Here is an 18,298-nt window from a genome sequence, read left to right as displayed (position 1 = left end):
TTGCCCGGATTATCAGCATAACGGCAGCACGGTAAGCTGCTGACATCACTTCAGAGGAGCAGAGCGATGTTGGTAAACGGTAAGTGGAGCGCAGAGTGGCATCCGGTTCAGGCCACCGATAAACAGGGTGGCTTTGTACGCCAGACTTCCAGCTTTCGTCACTGGATTAGCGCCGATGGCAGCAGCGAATTTGCCGCCGAGCAGGATCGCTATCATCTGTACGTCGCGCTGATCTGCCCATGGGCCTCGCGCACGCTCATTGCTCGCAGCCTGAAAGGGCTGGAACAGATTGTCAGCGTGTCGGTGGTTGAGCCGCAGCTTGGCGCGCAGGGCTGGCGCTTCGGCGATTATCCCGGTGCCGATCGCGACCCGCTGAACAACGCTGAGTATCTCCACCAGCTGTATACGCGCGCCGACGCCGACTTCACCGGGCGCGCCACCGTGCCGGTGCTGTGGGATAAAAAAACCCAGACCATTGTTAACAATGAGTCGGCGGATATTCTGCGCATGTTCAACAGCGGCTTTGGCGATCTGGCTGACAACCGGCTCGATCTCTACCCTGAGGATCTGCGCCCGGAGATCGACGCGCTGAACGCAACGATCTATCCGCGACTTAATAACGGCGTTTATCGCACCGGTTTCGCTACTACCCAGGTGAGCTATCAGCAGGCGTTTAATGAGGTATTCGAGCAGCTGGATGAGCTGGAGCAACGGCTGAAAGATGGCCGCACTTTTCTGCTGGGTGAACGACTGACCGAAGCCGATATCCGCCTGTTCGTGACCCTGATACGCTTTGACGTCGCCTATCACGGCCTGTTCAAATGCAACCTGCGCCGCCTGCGCGATTACCCGCTGCTCGATCGTTATCTGAAGAGTGTGCTGGCGGTCTCCGGCGTGCGGCAAACGGTGAACATCGATCACATCAAACAGGGCTATTATTCGATTAAAGCGCTGAATCCCAACGGCATCGTGCCGGCGGGACCGGATATGGCGGACTACGGTTTTTAAGGAGCAGGGCAATGGCAAAAGCGTTAGTGGTGTTTTTACATGGCGTCGGCAGCAATGGCGCGGATTTGGCGGTGCTGGGGCAACACTGGTCAGCGCTGCTGCCCGACGTGGCATTTGCCGCGCCCGATGCGCCCTTTCCCTTTGAGCACGCCATGGGCTATCAGTGGTTCAGCCTGACCGGCATCACGCCGGAAAACCGTCCGGCGCGGGTACGGGCTGCGCGCGACGCCTTTGACGCGACGCTGCAGCAGCTGATGGCGCAGCACGCGATGACTGGCGCGTGGCAAAAGGTGATTCTGGTAGGGTTCTCGCAGGGTTCAATCATGGCGCTGGATGCGCTGGCCTCCGGACGCTATCCGCTGGCTGGTGTGGTGGCCTTCTCCGGTCGCCTGGCCTTTGACGAGGCGCTCACGCCGCCGCCGCATGCCTCCGCGCTGCTGATTCACGGCAAAGCCGATGAGGTCATCCCGTTCAGCGAAACCGTCTCCGCCGCGCAGCGCCTGCAGAGCGCGGGCGTCGCGGTCACCGCACAGTATGAACCCGCCACCGGTCACACCATTTCCAGCCACGGCGCAATGCAGGCAGCGGCCTACATCGCCCAGTGTCTGCAGGATTAAGGCCAGTAGCGCTGCAGCGCCTGCCACGCCTGACGCGCGGCCGCTTCCGGCGGCTGTGCTTTGAGGCGATCGTTAAACACTTCGATGCCCACCGGACCGCGATAGCCTGCACTTTTCAGCTTATCGACAAAGCGTTCCACTTCAATGATGCCGTCGCCGGGCAGCAAGCGCTGATGGCGCGCATAGTCGCTCAGCGCCTGCTTCTCCTGCGGTGGCATCTGCGCCATATCGCACAGCTGCACTTCATAAATGCGGTCGGCCGGAATGCCGTCGAGCTGAGAGGCATCGCCACCGCGTGCGCAGATGTGGAACAGATCGACCACCAGCCCGATATTGGGCTGATCCAGCCGCTGCAAACGCTGCCACGCCAGCGGCAGCGTATTATCGACGCTGCACCACGCCATCGGTTCATACATGATGCGCATGTTATAGCGCGCGGCTTCCGAGGCCAGCCAGCGCAGATCCTCATCAATGCGCTCCGCAACGCAGTCTTCGCGCGTGGTCGCCGGCGCCTGAATGGTATCGCAGCCCAGCGATTGCGCGACGCGAATGAAATCACGCAGTTCGGCGCGCTTTTGCAGCCGTTCGCTGTCCGGCGCGCCGGTAAAGTCACGCAGCACCTGCAGATTGGTAAAGCCCAGGTTTAGCTGCGCGGCCAGCGCCGCCGTGTGCTCAGTAACCTCTTCCCGCCACATTTCAACCTGATCGAACCCGGCGGCACGCGCCGCCTGCAGCTTTTGCGCCGATTCACCGTTTAACAGCACCAGGTTAAGGAATTTCGGGTTTGCAGACATCAACAGCTCCTTAATCATCCGGATAAAGCGGTGACAGAGGCTGTGCGCCACCCGCACAGCATCCTGATCAGTATCCCCCTCTTAAGGGTGATTTCAAGCGTGTCGTTTAGCCCAGCAGATTCACCACGGCGAAACCGGCAAAGGTCATCAGCAATGAACCGATGACATGCACCATCACGCTCGACATTGCCCACAGGTATTTTCCTGATTGTAGCAACACCACGATCTCGGCCGAGAAGGTCGAAAACGTCGTCAGCCCGCCGCACAGGCCGGTGACGATCAGCAGTTTCCATACGGGATCGATGTGCGGATTGCGCACAAACCACGCCATCGCCGCGCCAATAATAAAGCCACCGACCAGATTAACGATCAGCGTCCCTGGCGGCAGGTTGGGGAATAACGTATTGAAACGCAAAGAGATAAGCCAGCGCAGCGTGCAACCGATGGCACCACCGATCATGACCGCGAACAGCGACTTCAGCATAGTCTGGAGCTCCTGAATTGAGATACGCGCAGGGCCGCGGCAGGACAGAAACTACACCTGACACACCGCCGTCTCCCGCGCAGGGATAAGCAAGTTGTCAGGCGTCATCAGCCGTCTGTAACCAGAGGGCGGTTGGGTAAGGTGGCACGCCATCACCTCAGAGGCACGATAATACGCTGGCGCGCCGGAGGTGACAATATTCACCTGCCGTCTCCGTATCGTCGGGGACGATTATGTTTTACCGTGGCAGACATCATCAGCGAGGAGATTCCGATGCGTACCCTGATTTTTGATACTGATATCGGCGTGGATGACGCCTTTGCGCTGGCGTATGCGGCGCGCACGCAGCGGCTACTGGGCATCACCACGGTGTTTGGTAATGTCGCGGTTGGCCAGGCGGTAAAAAACGCCCGGCTGTTCTGTGCAAAGATGAACATCAGCGCGCCGGTGTATCGCGGCTGTTCGCGTCCGCTGGCGCTGGCCCCTTCCGCACCGGCTACCCTGCACGGCGCAGACGGTCTCGGCGATGCCTTCGATAACCCGTATAGCGATGTCGCCGAAAGCGCGGTGCAGTTCATCATCGACAGCGTACGCGCGCAGCCGCATGCGATTACCCTGGTGGCAATCGGGCCGCTGACCAACATCGCCTGCGCCATCAACCAGGCGCCAGACATCATTCCGCTGGTGAAAGAGCTGGTGATCATGGGCGGTGCGTTTGGCACCGACGGCCACGCCGGTAACGTGACGCCGTTCGCCGAGTTCAATATCTGGAAAGATCCGCATGCCGCCGATCAGGTGCTGGCCTCGTCGCTGCCGGTGGTGATGCTGCCGCTGGATGTGACGCACAAGGTGCTGATCAGCGGAGAGGAAGTGCGCCAGCTGAATCAGCCGGTGTTGAGTGCCATCTGCCGGCCTTATCTGGCTTACAGCCTGCAAAAAGAAGGATTTGATGGCATGGCGCTGCACGATACCCTGACGCTGTCATGGCTGGCGCTGCCGCAGGCGTTCAGCGTGACGACAGCGCCGGTGCGCGTGGTGACCGAAGGCATCAGCCGCGGCCAGACGCTGCAGCGCGTGAGCACCCTCGCCTCGCGCGACGATCCATTCGCCGGCCTGCGCGCCCAGCGGCTGTGTCTGGGCGTCGACGCCGAGGCGGTACGGCAACATTTTTTTGCCACGCTGCGCGCCTGACACTCTCTCTAGCGGGCGAAATGGATGACGCCTTTGATCAGCTCAGGGTTGTTGATTACCCCGGGCTCAAAAGTCTCGGCCAGCGTCGAGAAGTCGTAATGGCGGTTGAGCATCATATCGGCCCGCAGCTGACCGCTGGCCATCAGGGCGCGCACCTTGTCGAAGTCTTCTCGCGTGGCGTTGCGGCTGCCCAGCAGCGTGGTCTCCTTTTTGTGAAACTCGGTGTCGGGGATCACCAGATCGCCTTTGTGCAGGCCAACAAACACGATGGTGCCGCCGTGACGAATCAGCTGCACGGCGCTGTTCATCGCCGCCGGACTGCCGGTGGCGTCAATCACTTTAGCGGCCAGCCGCCCGCCAAACTCTGCGCGCAGCGCGGCGATAAAATCCGCCGCCAGCGGATCGATCGTCGCCAGCTGCAACTGCTGCGCAACGTGCGCGCGCCGCTGAGCGCTGGTATCGGCCACCACCACCTGTGCACCGGCTGCGGCGGCAATCGCCGCGACGCCCAGGCCAATCGGTCCGGCCCCGACCACCAGCACCTGCTCATCGGCGACCAGCGCCGCGCGTCGCACCGCATGGGCGCTGATGGCAAAGGGCTCGATCAGCGCCGCTGCTTCGGGCGCCACATCGTCAACCGCCAGCAAATTAGTGTCCGGCACGCTGAGAAACTCGCAAAAACCCCCGTCCTGATGCACGCCAATCACTGAAATCTGTTCACAGCAGTTGGTTTTGCCGCTTAAGCAGGCATCGCAACGCTGACAGGCCACGTAAGGAATCAGCGCCACGCGCTGACCTGGCTGAAACCCCTGTGCCGCCGCGCCCAGCGCCACCACTTCACCGCACAGCTCATGACCGAGCACGCGCGGATAGGAGAAAAACGGCTGATTGCCGGCCCAGGCGTGAATATCGGTGCCGCAAATGCCGGCGGCAATCGGTTTAATCAGGACTTCGTGCGCGGCAGGCGTCGGTACGCTGCGCTGCTGCCACACCATGCTGCGCGGTTCGGCGACCACCAGCGTTTTCATGTTCTTCATCGTTTCCTCCTGGGCTGTTCACGCAGTTATGGCGAAAATCGACCGCGGCGGGAGGTTGCGCTGTACGAAGTGTGAGTCAGCGCGATTTTTTTGGGCTTTGTGTGGTTTTTAATGCATAAAAAACCGGAGGGCCGTATGAGCCGAAGCCAGAATCTGCGCCAGAACGTCATCAATCAAATGCTGGAAGCTATTGCCCGCCGCCATGTGCGCTCGCCGCTGCCCCCGCAGGCAGCGCTGGCCGAGATGTTTAATATCAGCCGCACCACGGTGCGCCACACGCTACAGCATCTGCATCAGCGCGGCGTGCTGGAAAAAGTGGCTGAGACCTACGTGATTGTGCGCGATCCCTGCGAGGAGGATGGGTTTAGCGTACTCAGCCCACCGATCGACCAACAGGCGGTGCAGTTTGAGCAGGCGTTTTTTAACCTGATTAACCAGCGCTTGCTGATGCCAGGCGACAGTTTCACCGAACTGCAGCTGGCGCAGCAGGTGCGGGTCAGCCCGGTGGTGGTGCGCGAGTTCCTGCTGCGTTTTATGCGTTATAACCTGCTGGAACCGGTTAAGCGCGGCCACTGGCGGATGAAGAAATTCGATCAGGAGTACGCCGAAAAGCTGTTTGAACTGCGCGAGATGCTGGAAACGCACGCGCTGACCCGCTTTCTTAACCTCGCCGCCGGTGATGAGCGCTGGGTGCAGGCGCGCGATCTGCTGGATCGTCATCGCGCGCTGCGCGACACCATCGCCAGCAACTACCGCCAGTTTGCCGCGCTGGATAAAGAGATGCATACGCTGATTCTCTCCGCCGCCAACAACCCGTTTTTCAACCAGTCACTGGAAATTATCTCTGTGATTTTTCACTCGCATTATCAGTGGGATGAAAGCGACCTGAAACAACGCAACATCGTCGCGCTGGAGGAGCATATGGCGATTCTTACCGCGCTCATCAGCCGCCAGGATGTGGACGCGCTGTGCGCGCTGCATGCGCATCTCAGAACTGCCAAACACTCAATGATCCGCTCTATCCGGCAGTACAATTAAAAACCGATTAAAAACCACAAAGCATAAGCGCCCGCACGAATCAGAAACATGTTTGCAACATCTCCCGCGGTTTACTTCTAGTCTCGAAGGCAGCCCCTTAGGGCAGCCCGTTTCGCTGCCGCAGGAACCCCAAGACTGATAACGATAAGTACCCGAACCTGGGAGGTTGCAATGGAAAATACATCAACGCGCGGCGGCACCACCGCGCCAGCACCCGAGCACGCCGGGCAGGATTATGTGCCGGCGCGCGCCGATGTGGTGCGCTCTCCGCGCATCCGTAAGATTCAAATCACCGCCATGCTGTTGCTGCTGTTCGCCGCCATCATCAACTACCTTGACCGCAGCTCGCTGTCGGTGGCCAACATGACCATCCGCGAGGAGCTGGGCTTATCGGCCACCGAGATTGGCGTGCTGCTGTCAGCGTTTTCGCTGGCCTACGGTTTAGCCCAGCTGCCGTGCGGCGCGCTGCTCGATCGCAAAGGCCCGCGCATTATGCTGGCCATCGGCATGTTCTTCTGGTCACTGTTCCAGGCGGCGGCCGGGCTGGTGCATAACTTCACGCAGTTTGTGCTGGTGCGCATCGGGCTGGGCATTGGCGAAGCACCGATGAACCCGTGCGGCGTGAAGGTAATCAACGACTGGTTCAACATCAAAGATCGCGGTATGCCGATGGGGATGTTTAACGCGGCGTCGATGATTGGTCTCTCGGTGGCACCGCCAATTCTGGCGGCGATGATGCTGGTGATGGGCTGGCGCGGCATGTTTGTCACCATCGGCGTGCTGGGCATGTTTCTCGCCATTGGCTGGTATCTCACCTATCGCGACCGGGATAACAACAAACTGAGCGGTGAAGAGATCCACTATCTGCAGGCGGGCAGCGTGGCATCACGCAAAGAGCCGCTGAGTTTCGCCGAGTGGCGGGGACTGTTTAAGCAGCGCACCATGTGGGGCATGATGATTGGCTTCAGCGGCATCAACTATACCGCGTGGCTGTACATCGCCTGGCTGCCGGGCTATCTGCAGTCGACCTATCATCTGGACCTGAAAAGCACCGGCCTGCTGGCCGCCATTCCTTTCCTGTTCGGCGCGGCAGGCATGCTGCTCAACGGTTACGTGGTGGATGCGCTGGTGCGTCGCGGTTTTGACGCGGTGAAAGTGCGTAAAGTGTCGATTGTCAGCGGCATGCTGCTCTCCGCGGCCTTTACCACCTTCGTGACGCGCGCCACCGACACCACCAGCGCGGTAACGCTGATTGGTATGGCGCTGTTCTGCATTCACTTTGCCGGTACCTCATGCTGGGGCCTGATCCACGCTAACGTCACGGCGCGCATGACGGCGTCAGTGGGCAGTATCCAGAACTTTGCCAGCTTCGTTTTCGCCTCTTTTGCGCCAGTAATTACCGGCTGGGTACTGGATACCACCAAATCGTTCAGCCTCGCGCTGATGATATGTGCGGGCGTCACGGTGGTCGGCGCGCTGGCTTACCTGCTGCTGGTCAGAAAACCGATCACCGATGGGGTGTAACACCAGGGTTTCTGCTTAATGCTTTTCGCCGGGTGCGCAGGTTATGCGCACCCTTTCTTTATCCCCCCGCCATACCTATTCCAGCCGCCGCGTTATCGCCTGATTCTGGGTCTGATCAGATAAATTAAACTGAATGATGGCAATTACTATCCAGCACTATTAAGCCCAAAATAAGGAAAATATACCGCTAAACACGCCGGTAATAGTTATTATTTTAAGACAAAACTCAAAGACGAATATTATAAATCACCACCCTCAATGTATTATTATCCATTAATGCATTAACGAAGATGAATTAATTAGCCACAGTAAACTTTTGTGGATTAGATCAAAGTTTGACCGGATAATTTAACTTACCGTTCAGTCACTATTAATGTTCAGGTATGAGCGTGGTGACCAAATGGATTTACAACGCAAGGCCCTTTTTATCTCTTTTGATGCTGTGGCATTATCGGGTATTACGGTAGAAGCCACTAAAATTGCCGTTCGGTTACGCGAGCAGGGAATCATTTCCTTTCTTGATATCGGCTACGACATAAAAATTGATAAGGGAAACTTCGGACGCCCCTATTCCGAAAGTGAAATTAATTCGCTGAAGCATCATTTTACATTAGTCCGGCACGATGAAATTCGTCAGGTGGAAGGTTATAACCCGGCCTTTCTGCAATATATTCATGACGTACTGATTAATCATAGCCAGACGCTGGATGCCGCCGCAGAAAAAATCCTGGTGCAGCAGACGGAAAAGATGGCACAGGCGGTGGCAAACGCGCTGTGCGCAAAATGGCAGGCGCTGGATATCAATTATTTAATCATTGAGAACGGGACGCTGCCGGATAATATTATTTTTACCCGCGCGCTCTATCTGGCGATTGCGCAATACGGCGCCGCAAAACAGCTCGGCCGGTTTGTGTTGTGGCGCGACCATGACCTGATGTGGAACAGCGAATCCACCTCATCGCGTTACGGCAGCGCGCCCTGGCCACATGCCGTCAGGCCGCAGCCCTCGCCGCATATCACCTACGTCACGCTGAACCAGGCACTGGCCTCACAGCTGGCGGCCTGGTGCGAACATCAGGTCGAAATCGAGGTGATGCGTAATACCTATCCTTTTGACCCGAGCCATCCGCGCAAAGATTTACGCCGCCAGTTTGGGTTGCTGGCGCAGGACAAGGTGATTGCCCGCACCACGCGAATTATTCCGGCTAAGCGACTCGATCGCGATATTCACCTGTTGCATGCGCTGAACAGTGAACTTATCGCGCAGCATCAGCCACAGCGCGTTTATTTAATGGTCGCCGGCGATCCGCTGGAAGACAGCGTGCATTATCACGCATTGAAGCAGTTAATTAGCCGATTCCAGCTGGAGCGTTACGTCATCTTTTTTGGCGCGTTAAATCACGACTTTATGGAGCGTAATCCACAGGCCACCACCATTCAGGATCTTTATCACGCCTGCGATGTGGTGTCGTTTTTAACCGCATGGGATTACGACAGCTACGGTAATCCGATTGGCGAGGCGATCAGCCATCAGCGTTGTTATATCGCCACCCGCTATGAATATTATCACGAGGTGTATGGCCAGTACGGTTTTGAAGGCGAACTGATGGCGATTTCCGCCAGCCATGATGGCCTGCCGGATGCCGATTTTATTCAGCGCGTCAGTGCTTTATTACGGGATGACGCACGCCGCGACGCCATCGCCACGCGCAATTATCAGAAAGGAAAATCCCTGCTGTCGGATCACATCTTCCGGCAGATATTTAATGTGTAGTTAAGGAGTGACTATGGATAACCGTTGTTTTATTTCTGTCGTGCTGCCGGTTTATAACGAGGCAGCACGTATTAACGCGGTGCTGGAATCAATATTGCAGCAGCGTTCACCCGGCGGATTGTTTAATTTTGATAATCTGGAAGTGATCATGGTGGATAATAACTCCACCGATAATTCGGTCGCGCTGATTGAAGCCTTTGCCGCGCAGCATCCGCAGCTGACGATTCATCAGCTGCAGGAGACGGTGCAGGGCGTCTCTTCGGCGCGGAAAAAAGGCATGGATTTCGCCTCACGGCGCGCCGGTCTGCGCGACGAGGCCAGCGGTTTTCAGCGCAAGCACTACATTCTTTCGGCCGATGCGGACTGTACCGTTGATGCACTGTGGATCGACGAACTGGTCGGCACCATGATTGCGCAAAACGGCGATCTGGGCACCTGTAACTACTACTACGAAACTGCGGATTTCCACGAGCGCCCGCGGCTGTATGCGGAGATTGATAAAACGCTGCGCTGCCGCCACGCTTCCTTCTCCCTGTTTGGCGGCTTTCCGGACGGCAAAGGCTTTGGCGTCGAAAAGCAGCTGTACGACGAAGTGGGCGGCATCGAGATTTTTTACCAGCTGAAAAACGGTGAGTTTGTTGAACATCTGTCAGACGACTGGGATTTTGGCATCAAGGTGATCGCCGCCGGCGGCAAACCGGTGTATGCGCCCAACTCCCGCGTGCAGATCAACAGCCGCCGGGTGGATAACCTGCTGCACGAAGTGATTGAAGGTGTGGCCTACGGCCATAACGGCACCATCATCATGAAAGATGTGCGACCCACGCTCACCGCACTGACGCCGTTCACCGATGTCAGCGCAGAGCAGGCGCAGCAGGCGTGGCACTACTCGATTAAAGATTACGTGCCAAAAAATCTGGTGCTGCCGGTGTTGCTGAATCCGTCGCTGCTGCGCGACGATGCCGCGGTGATTGATTTCTTCACGCCAGAGGTGGCTGAACGCCTGTTCGACCGCATTCACAGCATAATGCTGGAGATGAGCGTGACCGATTTCCTGCCGATTCACAGCTACAAAACCCCGGCGTTTCGCCTCTATTTTGAATTCCGCCATGAGCTGTTTGCCGCGCTGCGTCGTGCCGTCGGCGCAGAGATTGGCGAGCCACCGCCGCTGCCGGCCTGCTTTGCTCAGGTGACGGAAAATGATTTCGCCCGCTTTGTCTGGTATTACTGCGAAGATCGCGAATCCGGTGAGGCGCATAACTACTTTGCAAACGGCGGGGTGTTCTGATGCGTGCTGCCTGGCTGCAATCCCTGCAGGATATCGATCGTCACTATCCTCGCCCGGCCATATGCGAGGTGCTTAGCCGGCCGGAAAACGCCGATTTGCTGGAATACGTGGTGCATGATCCTTTTGGCTGCCATGTGTTTCCCGGTGATATCGACGATTTTCCGCTGCCGAATTTTTTCCGCGCCATGCAGCACAGCCTGAGCCATGCGCCGCAAATTCATCTGTGGGCGTATATCCCTACCTGCCGCTACAAGTGCCACTTTTGCCAGTTTCCTACGGTGATTGTAAATCCGCAGTCGCCGCGCGCGCCTGAGCTGTTCCGCGATATCGTCGATCGCAATATTCAGGAGGCGAAACTGTGGCTGGCGCAGCTGCCGGCACTGGGTGAAGTGCCGGTGGGTGAGTTCAACCTGTTCGGCGGCACGCCATCGCTGCTGCCACCGGATGAGCTGCGGCGCTTAATGGATTTTTACCGCAACCATTTCAACTTCCGCGAGGCCACGCTGCGCTTCGAAGGCGAGCCCGGCACGCTGACGCGCGAATTCCTCGCGCAGCTGCGCGAACTGGGCTTCAGCAAACTGTCGTTTGGCGCGCAGTCATTCTCGGACCGCCTGATCAAAGGCTGTGGTCGCCTGCACAGCGCGGATGCCTGCTACAAGGTGATTCGTGATGCGCGCGAGCTGGGCTTCGCCCTGGTCAGCGTCGACCTGATGTATGGCCTGCTGGGACAAACGGTGGACGACGTGCGTGACGATCTGCAGCAGGCGCGCGCGCTTGACCTGTCGCATCTGGTCTTCACCAAGCTGCACATGAAGCCGTTCGCCGAGAGCCGCACCGGCGTGTCGGCGGAGGGAGAAAATGCCTGGCAGCGTAAGAATGCGGCGATGCCCAGTCTGGGTCAGCAGTATCAGATGCGCGCGCTGGCCGAGCAGTGGCTGGATGGCGATTACCTTGAACATCCCACCATGTATTTCCACCATCGCAGCGCACCGCCGGAGAAGTGGAAAGCGATCATTACCGATCTTGACCAGCAGGCGCCGGAAGTGGCGATTGGCCTTGGCGGCAGCTCCAAATGTGCCGGTGCGGAGCTGATTAACCTGACCGACTACGCCGATTATCAGCGCGCACTGGATAACGGTGAGCTGCCGATCGCCTCGGTGCGCGGTATGTCGCCGGATCAGCAGGCCATCAACGGCTGCAAGATGGCGCTGTCAACGCTGATTCCGCTCGACGACGTGCTGTTTCAGCAGAAGTTTGGCGTCAGCCTGTTTGCCCAGCCGACCATCGCCCGTGCGCTGCGTGAGTTGCAGCAGCGCGAGTTAGTGCACAGCGATGGCCGCTACGTCACGCTCACCCCCGCCGGCCGCGTGCTGGTAGAAGCCATCATCAATACCCAGTTCGACTAAACCGCCCTTACCTCTCAACGGCACGCGACGGCGTGCCTGGAGCCTGTTATGTCCCAGTCTGTTTATAGCTTTTTTTATATCGCCATCGACACCGAAGCGGGCGTCACCGCTGAACAGTTTGAAACCTTCGTGCGCGAAAAAGGCGTGCATCTGCCGTGCTATCCCGGCTGGCGCTGGACGCTGTTTCGCGGTCTGCGCGGCGAGCGCGTCGATCAATACCTGATGCTGTTTGAAATGAAAGATGCGGCACAGCGCGCGCGCTTTATGCAGGATGACGGTGAACTTACCGCCGAGGCAGAGCACTTCTGGCATCTGCATCCCGACGCGGACGCGCTGCTCAGCGAGTGGCGCCAGCTGGCAACCTTCGCGCGGCGCCCGACAATTTTCACCCATTTCGATCTGCTGGCAGAGAATCCTCACAGTACGCTGCCGGGTGGCCCGCGCTTTGATGCCCGCAGCGGCACCGCGCGCATTCTCGGTACGCACTATCTGGCGCTGCGACCGGGCGTGCAGCCGCAGGAATTTGAGCAATTCATCGCGCAGAATGCCGCGCGTATCGTTGATTATCCCGGCTGGAAGTTTCATCTGCTGAAAGGCCACAGCGGCAACCGGCTGGACGGCTATGTGGTGATGATGGAGATTGAGAGTGAAGCGGCGCTGAATGTGTTTTATCCGCAGCCTGATATCGCCACCGCCAGCGCGGCTGACTTTGCGCGCACGCACCGGGATACCAAACAGATGTATGAAGAGTGGAAGCAGCTGGCGTCCTTTTCCGGTTCGCCGCAGCTGTATACCGATTATCTCGCCGTGGCGGAATGTGGCATGCTGAAGTGAGTGCTGGCGGCGCGTTCTGCTTACGGCTGTAACGCGCCGCCGGTTTTCTCCGTTACGACTGGTAGTAATACACCGCTTCAAAAGGCCGCAGGTGCGTCAATGCCCCAGGCGGCGATGCCTCACTGTAATTACTCATCAGCACCTGCCAGTTGCCTTCAACTTCCGGCAGCAGCAGTGGCTGCGCGCTGTGACTCAGGTTCGCCACCACCAGCAGGCTTTCACGCGACGAATTGCGACGATAACACCAGATGTGTGACGCTTCCGGTGCCAGATCCTGATAATCGCCCTCGGTGAAGATAGCGTAACGCTTACGCAGCCGAATCAGCGTTTGGTAGCCATAGAACACCGAGTTGCTGTCGAGCAGCGCATTAGCCGCGTTGATCAGCGTATAGTTATCCGCCACGCCTATCCACGGCTCACCCCGCGTGAAGCCGGCATTGGCGCTGCTGTCCCACAACATCGGCGAGCGGCTGTTGTCGCGCGATTTGCTGGCCAGAATCGCCAGGATTGCCGCCTCCGGCTTGCCCTGCGCCAGCCACGCAGCGTGGATGTTGTGGCTCTCGATGTCCTGATACTGCTCAATGCAGGTAAAATGAGGGTTGGTCATCCCCAGCTCTTCGCCCTGATAGATATAGGGCGTGCCCTGCATGCCGTGCAGCAGCATCGCAAAGCATTTTGCCGAGGCGATGCGCAGCGCACCTTCATCACCAAAGCGCGTGACGATACGCGGCTGATCGTGGTTACACCAGAACAGCGCATTCCACGCCACGTCGTGCATCCCGCGCTGCCACTCCGCAAAAATCGCCTTGAGCTGAACGAAGTCCGGGGCCGCCAGCGTCCATTTGTCGCCCTGGGGATAATCCACCTTGAGATGGTGGAAGTTAAAGGTCATCGACAGCTCGTTTTGCGCCAGCGAAGCATAGCGCTGGCAGTTGGCCAGCGTGGTCGAGGACATTTCCCCCACCGTCATTAGTCCGCGCGGCGTGAACACATCGCGGTTGAACTCCTGCAGGTAGTCATGGATGCGCGGGCCATCGGTGTAGAAGCGCCGCCCGTCATGGCCGGGCAGATCGTCGCTAAAATCCTGGTGCTTCGACACCAGGTTGATCACATCAAGCCGCAATCCATCGACGCCTCGATCCGCCCAGAAGTGGCACACCTGCTTTAACGCCTCGCGCACCGCCGGATTTTCCCAGTTGAGATCGGCCTGCTCCGGCGCGTACAGGTGCAGATAGTATTGCTGACGCCGTTCGTTCCACGCCCAGGCGCTGCCGCCAAACTTAGACTGCCAGTTATTGGGCGGCGTGCCGGGCACCCCGTCGCGCCAGATATAGAAATCGACGTACGGCTGCTCATCGGCTTCGGCACGCTTAAACCAGGCATGCTCGGTCGAGGTGTGGTTGAACACCATATCCAGCACCATGCGCATACCGCGCCGGTGCGTCTCCGCCAGCAGGTGGTCAAAGTCGGCCATGGTGCCGTAGGCGGGATCGATGGCGGTGTAATCCGCCACGTCGTAACCGTTATCGATCTGCGGCGACACATAGATCGGCGTCAGCCACAGCGCATCGACGCCCAGCTGCTGCAGATAATCCAGCCGCTGGATCACACCGTTGATATCGCCGGTGCCGCGCGCCCCGCTGTCCTGAAAACTTTTGGGATAGATTTGGTAGATCACCGCCTGGCGCCACCAGGGATATTCAGCGTGCCTGTTCATGTTGCACCTCGGCCTGGCTGATGATGGCGGTTGCCGATTTACGTTTGGTGATGATGATGGTCAGCAGCAGCGGAACCAGAATCGCCACCAGAATCGCCAGCGAGTAAACCGTCCAGTACTGTGGCTGAATCGAGAGGATGCCCGGCAAGCCGCCCACGCCGATGCCGTTGGCCATCACGCCGTTGAGGCCGCACAGCAGCGCCGCCAGCGCAGAGCCAATCATGGCGCACAGCATAGGGTAGCGGTACTTGAGGTTGACGCCGTACATCGCCGGCTCCGTTACGCCGAGCCACGCTGAAATAGCGGCCGGCACGGTGAGGTCGCGTTCAGCACGATCTTTGTTAGCGATAATGATGCCGACCACCGCTGCACCCTGAGCAATATTGGACAGCGCAATCAGCGGCCACACCGGCGTGCCGCCCATGCTCTGAATCATCTGCAGATCAACCGCCAGCGTGGTCTGATGCACGCCGGTGATCACCATCGGCGCATACAGGAAGCCAAACAGCGCGGCACCAATCGGCGCGAAGCTGCCGGTCATCAGGTGACGCACCGCAAAGGCAATGCCGTCGCCGATCAGACGGCCAAACGGGCCAATCAGGCTGTGGGCGAGGAAAACCGACAGCAGCAGCGCACAAACCGGCACCACCACCAGCGTCAGATAGGCGGGCACGATACGTTTTAGCGCCAGTTCGATTTTCGCCAGCGCCAGCCCGGCCAGCAGCGCCGGAATCACCTGCGCCTGGTAGCCGACCCGATCAATGCTGAACCAGCCGAAGTTCCACACTTCCGGCACCTGGCTGCCAATCAGATACGCATTCATCAGCTGCGGTGAAACCAGCGTAATGCCCAGCACAATCCCCAGGATTGGCGTACCGCCCAGCTTGCGCACCACCGACCAGCAAATCCCCACCGGCAAATAGAAGAAGATCGCTTCGCCAATCAGCCAGAGGAAATCGTACAGCCCTTTCACACCGGGATAGAGCTGCACCAGGGTTTTATCATCCGCCACGGCAATATCGCCGAGCACGTTACGGAAACCGAGAATTAAACCGCCGCTAATTAACGCCGGTAATAACGGGAAAAATATCTCAGCAAAATGGGATAATAATGCCTCGTGCCATTTCATCTGGCTGCGCGCTGCAGATTTAATCTGCTCCTTAGAGGTCTCACTAATATTTAGTGCTTCAACTAACGCTTTATAATAAGTGTCAACTTCGGTTCCAATAATTACCTGAAACTGTCCGGCAGAATTAAAGCATCCTTTAACGCCGGGCGTGGCGCGGATGGCCTCTGGATCGGCCTTGTCGACATCCTGCAGCACAAAGCGCAGGCGGGTAATACAGTGCGAAAGTGACAGAATATTTTCCCGACCGCCCACGCGGTCAATGAGATCGTTAATGATCTCGCGACTGATGGTTTTCATTATCATCCCTTATTTCCATGCCGGAATCGGCAGTGGACGATAATACGCCGCTGCTTTTAATTTTAACTATAGCAAAGCGAGGGAATTAGTTGGCGATCACAAAAATATTTACGCAATACATCGCAGGAAAATTAACTTAACAATAATTATTTAACCTGATAACTAAATCTGCGCCATTTAAATATAAATTCGGGACATTTCGTATTGTTGAATATTTATTTAAGCGGTAGCGCGGTGGCTGTGCAACGTTCGCCACCGCGCAGCAAAACGTCAGACGATGCGGTGGCGCAGACGACCAATCTTCTCAATTTCCACTTCGATCTCATCGCCAGGGAACATAAACAGCGGTGGCGTACGCTTTTTCCCCACGCCGCCCGGTGAGCCAGTGATGATGACATCGCCCGGTGACAGCGGACTAAACGCCGAGATGTATTCAATGATCTTCGCCACCGGATGCACCATGCTGGCCGTGGTATCGTTCTGCACTTCGCGCTGATTCAGCCAGGTTTTGATCGCCAGCTGCTGCGGGTCCGGGATATCGTCGGCGGTGGTCATCCACGGGCCAAAGCCGCCGGTTTGCTGCCAGTTTTTGCCTGCGGTAAACCAGGTGAACTGCATGTCGCGCACCGTGGCATCCATAAAGCAGCTGTAGCCCGCTACATGCTGTAGCGCATCGGCGGCTTTTACCTGATAAGCCGCTTTGCCGATGATCACCGCCAGCTCGCCTTCGTAATCAAATTCAGCCGTGGTCGCCGGTTTCAGCAGGGGCTGCTCGTGCGCAGCCAGCGAATCGGCAAAGCGCACGAACAGCGTCGGCGCGTCGAGCGTGGCGGCAAACTCCTGGCGCTTGTCGGCATAGTTCATGCCAACGCAGAAGACTTTGCCTGGGTTTTCCACCACCGGCAGGAAGCGAATCGCGCTGAAGGCATAGTCCACCGGCTCGCTCAGGTACCCCTGCAGGTCACTCAGGCCACCGCGCTGCAGCAGAGTTTTCAAATCCGGACAGCTGTCGCCCAGCCGCGCACCGAGATCGATCACGCCGTCGGGTTGCACGATGCCATAACTTTTTCTTGCCTGGTCACTAAGAGAAAAACTGCACAGCTGCATGATGGCCTCAATGTTACAGAGAATTTGCGCGCAGGTTATCAAAAGCCAGACGGAAAAGCGGTATGACCTGAGGGTAAAGTAATTAATGTTTGTGAGTTTTGGTGACAGAGATGCGCAGAGGGGAACGGCGCCAGGTGATAACCACAGGTCGATCCCTGACCGCGATTATCGAGGGTTTCTGGCGGAGCGCTTAGTTTAAGGCGCCCGGCGGTACGTGTTTGAAGGTCTCAACATAAGAGCGAAACACGGAGCGGAAAAAACGTTTCATGGTGCACCTGATACAAAAATTGTTGAAGAATTACGCGAAAATTATAACGCCCGCGCATTTTTCACGCAATTATTTTTGAACCAGATCACAAAAACGCGCCCACCTCAGGGTGCCAGACGTTAACGGAACAGCCCTAAGTGCTCAATCAGGATGGTGCAGCCAATACTGATCAGTACCACGCCGCCCAGCACTTCCGCCCATTTGCCCATTACCGGACCGATAAAGCGGCCGACCAGCACACCGGTGGTCGCCATGATAGTGGTAGCCGCACCGATGGTGAGCGCGGTGAGCACAATGTTAACCTGCAGGAACGCGAGGCCAACCCCCACCGCCAGCGCATCAAGGCTGGTCGCTACCGCCGTCAGCGCCAGTACCATAAAGCCGTGGCGCTGCGGCGCTTCACACGGCTCGTCGGCCGTCTGACGGAAACCTTCCATGATCATGCGGCCACCAAGAATGCCCAGCAGACCAAATGCCACCCAGTGATCCCACGCCATAATGTAGTGGCTGGCGGCCAGCCCGATGGCCCAGCCCACCAGCGGCGTCAGCATTTCAATGACGCCAAAAATCAGCCCTGTGCGTAATGCTTCTTTGAAGCCCGGACGATACAGCGACGCGCCTTTGCCCAGTGCTGCAGCGAAAGCGTCCATCGACATACCAAAGGCCAGAATCAGGGTTGCGATAAATGTCATGGTTTTCAGTCAATGCGGTGAAATAAGACGATTAAGCCTGCACTTTGTCCGCATATCGGGTTCAGTAATGAAAAAGTGCGCGCAGTCTAGCAC

Annotated in this window: 16 protein-coding genes and 1 riboswitch; of the genes, 9 read left to right on the top strand and 7 right to left on the bottom strand. The window is 57.7% G+C overall.

The features are described from left to right. Positions 1–66: 66 nt before the first annotated feature. The gene (locus OXR61_RS21600) at positions 67–1,008 is read left to right on the top strand and encodes a glutathione S-transferase family protein (protein WP_021507887.1); all 942 of its coding nucleotides are present in this window, start codon (positions 67–69) and stop codon (positions 1,006–1,008) included. Positions 1,009–1,019: 11 nt separating this feature from the next. Then, positions 1,020–1,625, top strand: a complete 606-nt coding sequence (locus OXR61_RS21595; RefSeq protein WP_021507888.1) for a prolyl oligopeptidase family serine peptidase — start codon at positions 1,020–1,022, stop codon at positions 1,623–1,625. Here the strand turns inward: OXR61_RS21595 and OXR61_RS21590 are convergent. Together OXR61_RS21590 and crcB are read right to left on the bottom strand one after the other, a co-directional pair. Further along, a complete protein-coding gene (locus OXR61_RS21590) occupies positions 1,622–2,419 on the bottom strand; it encodes a sugar phosphate isomerase/epimerase family protein (protein WP_159378003.1) in 798 nt (265 codons plus the stop codon). The two genes, OXR61_RS21595 and OXR61_RS21590, sit on opposite strands and share 4 nt — an antisense overlap. A gap of 106 nt (positions 2,420–2,525) precedes the next feature. Beyond that, the gene (gene crcB, locus OXR61_RS21585; protein ID WP_021507890.1) at positions 2,526–2,903 is read right to left on the bottom strand and encodes a fluoride efflux transporter CrcB; all 378 of its coding nucleotides are present in this window, start codon (positions 2,901–2,903) and stop codon (positions 2,526–2,528) included. A 91-nt stretch (positions 2,904–2,994) separates the two neighbouring features. Continuing rightward, positions 2,995–3,069, bottom strand: a riboswitch (Fluoride riboswitch). A 107-nt stretch (positions 3,070–3,176) separates the two neighbouring features. Between crcB and OXR61_RS21580 the strand changes: the two genes are divergently transcribed. Further along, positions 3,177–4,094, top strand: a complete 918-nt coding sequence (locus OXR61_RS21580; protein WP_021507891.1) for a nucleoside hydrolase — start codon at positions 3,177–3,179, stop codon at positions 4,092–4,094. Positions 4,095–4,102: 8 nt separating this feature from the next. On the opposite strand, the gene OXR61_RS21575 is transcribed toward OXR61_RS21580, so the two are convergent. After that, positions 4,103–5,131 (bottom strand): zinc-binding alcohol dehydrogenase family protein, encoded by a 1,029-nt coding sequence (locus OXR61_RS21575; protein ID WP_021507892.1) that lies wholly within the window; start codon positions 5,129–5,131, stop codon positions 4,103–4,105. Between the two features lie 135 nt (positions 5,132–5,266). On the opposite strand from OXR61_RS21575, the gene OXR61_RS21570 reads away from it, so the two are divergent. The 6 genes from OXR61_RS21570 to OXR61_RS21545 all read left to right on the top strand — a co-directional run bounded on the left by OXR61_RS21570 (position 5,267) and on the right by OXR61_RS21545 (position 12,995). Beyond that, positions 5,267–6,169, top strand: coding sequence for a GntR family transcriptional regulator (locus OXR61_RS21570; RefSeq protein WP_021507893.1), 903 nt, complete (start codon positions 5,267–5,269; stop codon positions 6,167–6,169). 171 nt (positions 6,170–6,340) lie between these two features. Then, positions 6,341–7,693, top strand: coding sequence for an MFS transporter (locus tag OXR61_RS21565; protein WP_021507894.1), 1,353 nt, complete (start codon positions 6,341–6,343; stop codon positions 7,691–7,693). A 400-nt stretch (positions 7,694–8,093) separates the two neighbouring features. Next, entirely contained in the window at positions 8,094–9,467 is a 1,374-nt protein-coding gene (locus tag OXR61_RS21560; RefSeq protein ID WP_021507895.1) for a hypothetical protein, read from the top strand. A gap of 13 nt (positions 9,468–9,480) precedes the next feature. Then, the gene (locus OXR61_RS21555) at positions 9,481–10,755 is read left to right on the top strand and encodes a glycosyltransferase (protein ID WP_021507896.1); all 1,275 of its coding nucleotides are present in this window, start codon (positions 9,481–9,483) and stop codon (positions 10,753–10,755) included. Further along, positions 10,755–12,161, top strand: a complete 1,407-nt coding sequence (locus tag OXR61_RS21550) for a radical SAM protein (protein WP_021507897.1) — start codon at positions 10,755–10,757, stop codon at positions 12,159–12,161. The genes OXR61_RS21555 and OXR61_RS21550 overlap by 1 nt, the downstream gene beginning before the upstream one ends. Positions 12,162–12,209: 48 nt before the next feature. Beyond that, positions 12,210–12,995, top strand: coding sequence for a hypothetical protein (locus OXR61_RS21545; RefSeq protein ID WP_021507898.1), 786 nt, complete (start codon positions 12,210–12,212; stop codon positions 12,993–12,995). A 52-nt stretch (positions 12,996–13,047) separates the two neighbouring features. On the opposite strand, the gene treC is transcribed toward OXR61_RS21545, so the two are convergent. From treC to mntP, 4 genes are all read right to left on the bottom strand, one after another. After that, positions 13,048–14,712 carry an alpha,alpha-phosphotrehalase gene (gene treC / locus OXR61_RS21540; protein WP_021507899.1) on the bottom strand — a complete coding sequence of 555 codons (1,665 nt, stop codon included), beginning with the start codon at positions 14,710–14,712 and terminating at the stop codon, positions 13,048–13,050. After that, positions 14,696–16,138 (bottom strand): PTS trehalose transporter subunit IIBC, encoded by a 1,443-nt coding sequence (gene treB, locus OXR61_RS21535; protein ID WP_021507900.1) that lies wholly within the window; start codon positions 16,136–16,138, stop codon positions 14,696–14,698. The genes treC and treB overlap by 17 nt, the downstream gene beginning before the upstream one ends. A gap of 270 nt (positions 16,139–16,408) precedes the next feature. Then, positions 16,409–17,245, bottom strand: coding sequence for a fumarylacetoacetate hydrolase family protein (locus OXR61_RS21530; RefSeq protein ID WP_021507901.1), 837 nt, complete (start codon positions 17,243–17,245; stop codon positions 16,409–16,411). A gap of 387 nt (positions 17,246–17,632) precedes the next feature. Beyond that, positions 17,633–18,205: a manganese efflux pump MntP gene (gene mntP, locus OXR61_RS21525; protein WP_021507902.1), complete on the bottom strand. Its 573-nt coding sequence runs from the start codon at positions 18,203–18,205 to the stop codon at positions 17,633–17,635. Positions 18,206–18,298: the final 93 nt, after the last annotated feature.

Origin of the sequence: Pantoea sp. GM_Pan_4, from assembly GCF_026541005.1 — a bacterium.
Lineage (GTDB): Bacteria > Pseudomonadota > Gammaproteobacteria > Enterobacterales > Enterobacteriaceae > Pantoea > Pantoea dispersa.
The sequence above is the reverse complement of the archived record's forward strand: the minus strand, read 5'-3'. Positions and strand labels throughout refer to the sequence as shown.

Excerpts from the sequence above, each read along its gene's own strand:
- OXR61_RS21575 (WP_021507892.1), bottom strand. The coding sequence starts at position 5,131 with ATGAAGAACATGAAAACGCTGGTGGTCGCCGAACCGCGCAGCATGGTG.
- OXR61_RS21565 (WP_021507894.1), top strand. The coding sequence starts at position 6,341 with ATGGAAAATACATCAACGCGCGGCGGCACCACCGCGCCAGCACCCGAG.
- OXR61_RS21545 (WP_021507898.1), top strand. The coding sequence starts at position 12,210 with ATGTCCCAGTCTGTTTATAGCTTTTTTTATATCGCCATCGACACCGAA.
- mntP (WP_021507902.1), bottom strand. The coding sequence starts at position 18,205 with ATGACATTTATCGCAACCCTGATTCTGGCCTTTGGTATGTCGATGGAC.
- OXR61_RS21595 (WP_021507888.1), top strand. The coding sequence starts at position 1,020 with ATGGCAAAAGCGTTAGTGGTGTTTTTACATGGCGTCGGCAGCAATGGC.
- OXR61_RS21570 (WP_021507893.1), top strand. The coding sequence starts at position 5,267 with ATGAGCCGAAGCCAGAATCTGCGCCAGAACGTCATCAATCAAATGCTG.
- treB (WP_021507900.1), bottom strand. The coding sequence starts at position 16,138 with ATGAAAACCATCAGTCGCGAGATCATTAACGATCTCATTGACCGCGTG.
- crcB (WP_021507890.1), bottom strand. The coding sequence starts at position 2,903 with ATGCTGAAGTCGCTGTTCGCGGTCATGATCGGTGGTGCCATCGGTTGC.
- OXR61_RS21550 (WP_021507897.1), top strand. The coding sequence starts at position 10,755 with ATGCGTGCTGCCTGGCTGCAATCCCTGCAGGATATCGATCGTCACTAT.
- treC (WP_021507899.1), bottom strand. The coding sequence starts at position 14,712 with ATGAACAGGCACGCTGAATATCCCTGGTGGCGCCAGGCGGTGATCTAC.
- OXR61_RS21560 (WP_021507895.1), top strand. The coding sequence starts at position 8,094 with ATGGATTTACAACGCAAGGCCCTTTTTATCTCTTTTGATGCTGTGGCA.
- OXR61_RS21555 (WP_021507896.1), top strand. The coding sequence starts at position 9,481 with ATGGATAACCGTTGTTTTATTTCTGTCGTGCTGCCGGTTTATAACGAG.
- OXR61_RS21530 (WP_021507901.1), bottom strand. The coding sequence starts at position 17,245 with ATGCAGCTGTGCAGTTTTTCTCTTAGTGACCAGGCAAGAAAAAGTTAT.
- OXR61_RS21580 (WP_021507891.1), top strand. The coding sequence starts at position 3,177 with ATGCGTACCCTGATTTTTGATACTGATATCGGCGTGGATGACGCCTTT.
- OXR61_RS21600 (WP_021507887.1), top strand. The coding sequence starts at position 67 with ATGTTGGTAAACGGTAAGTGGAGCGCAGAGTGGCATCCGGTTCAGGCC.
- OXR61_RS21590 (WP_159378003.1), bottom strand. The coding sequence starts at position 2,419 with ATGTCTGCAAACCCGAAATTCCTTAACCTGGTGCTGTTAAACGGTGAA.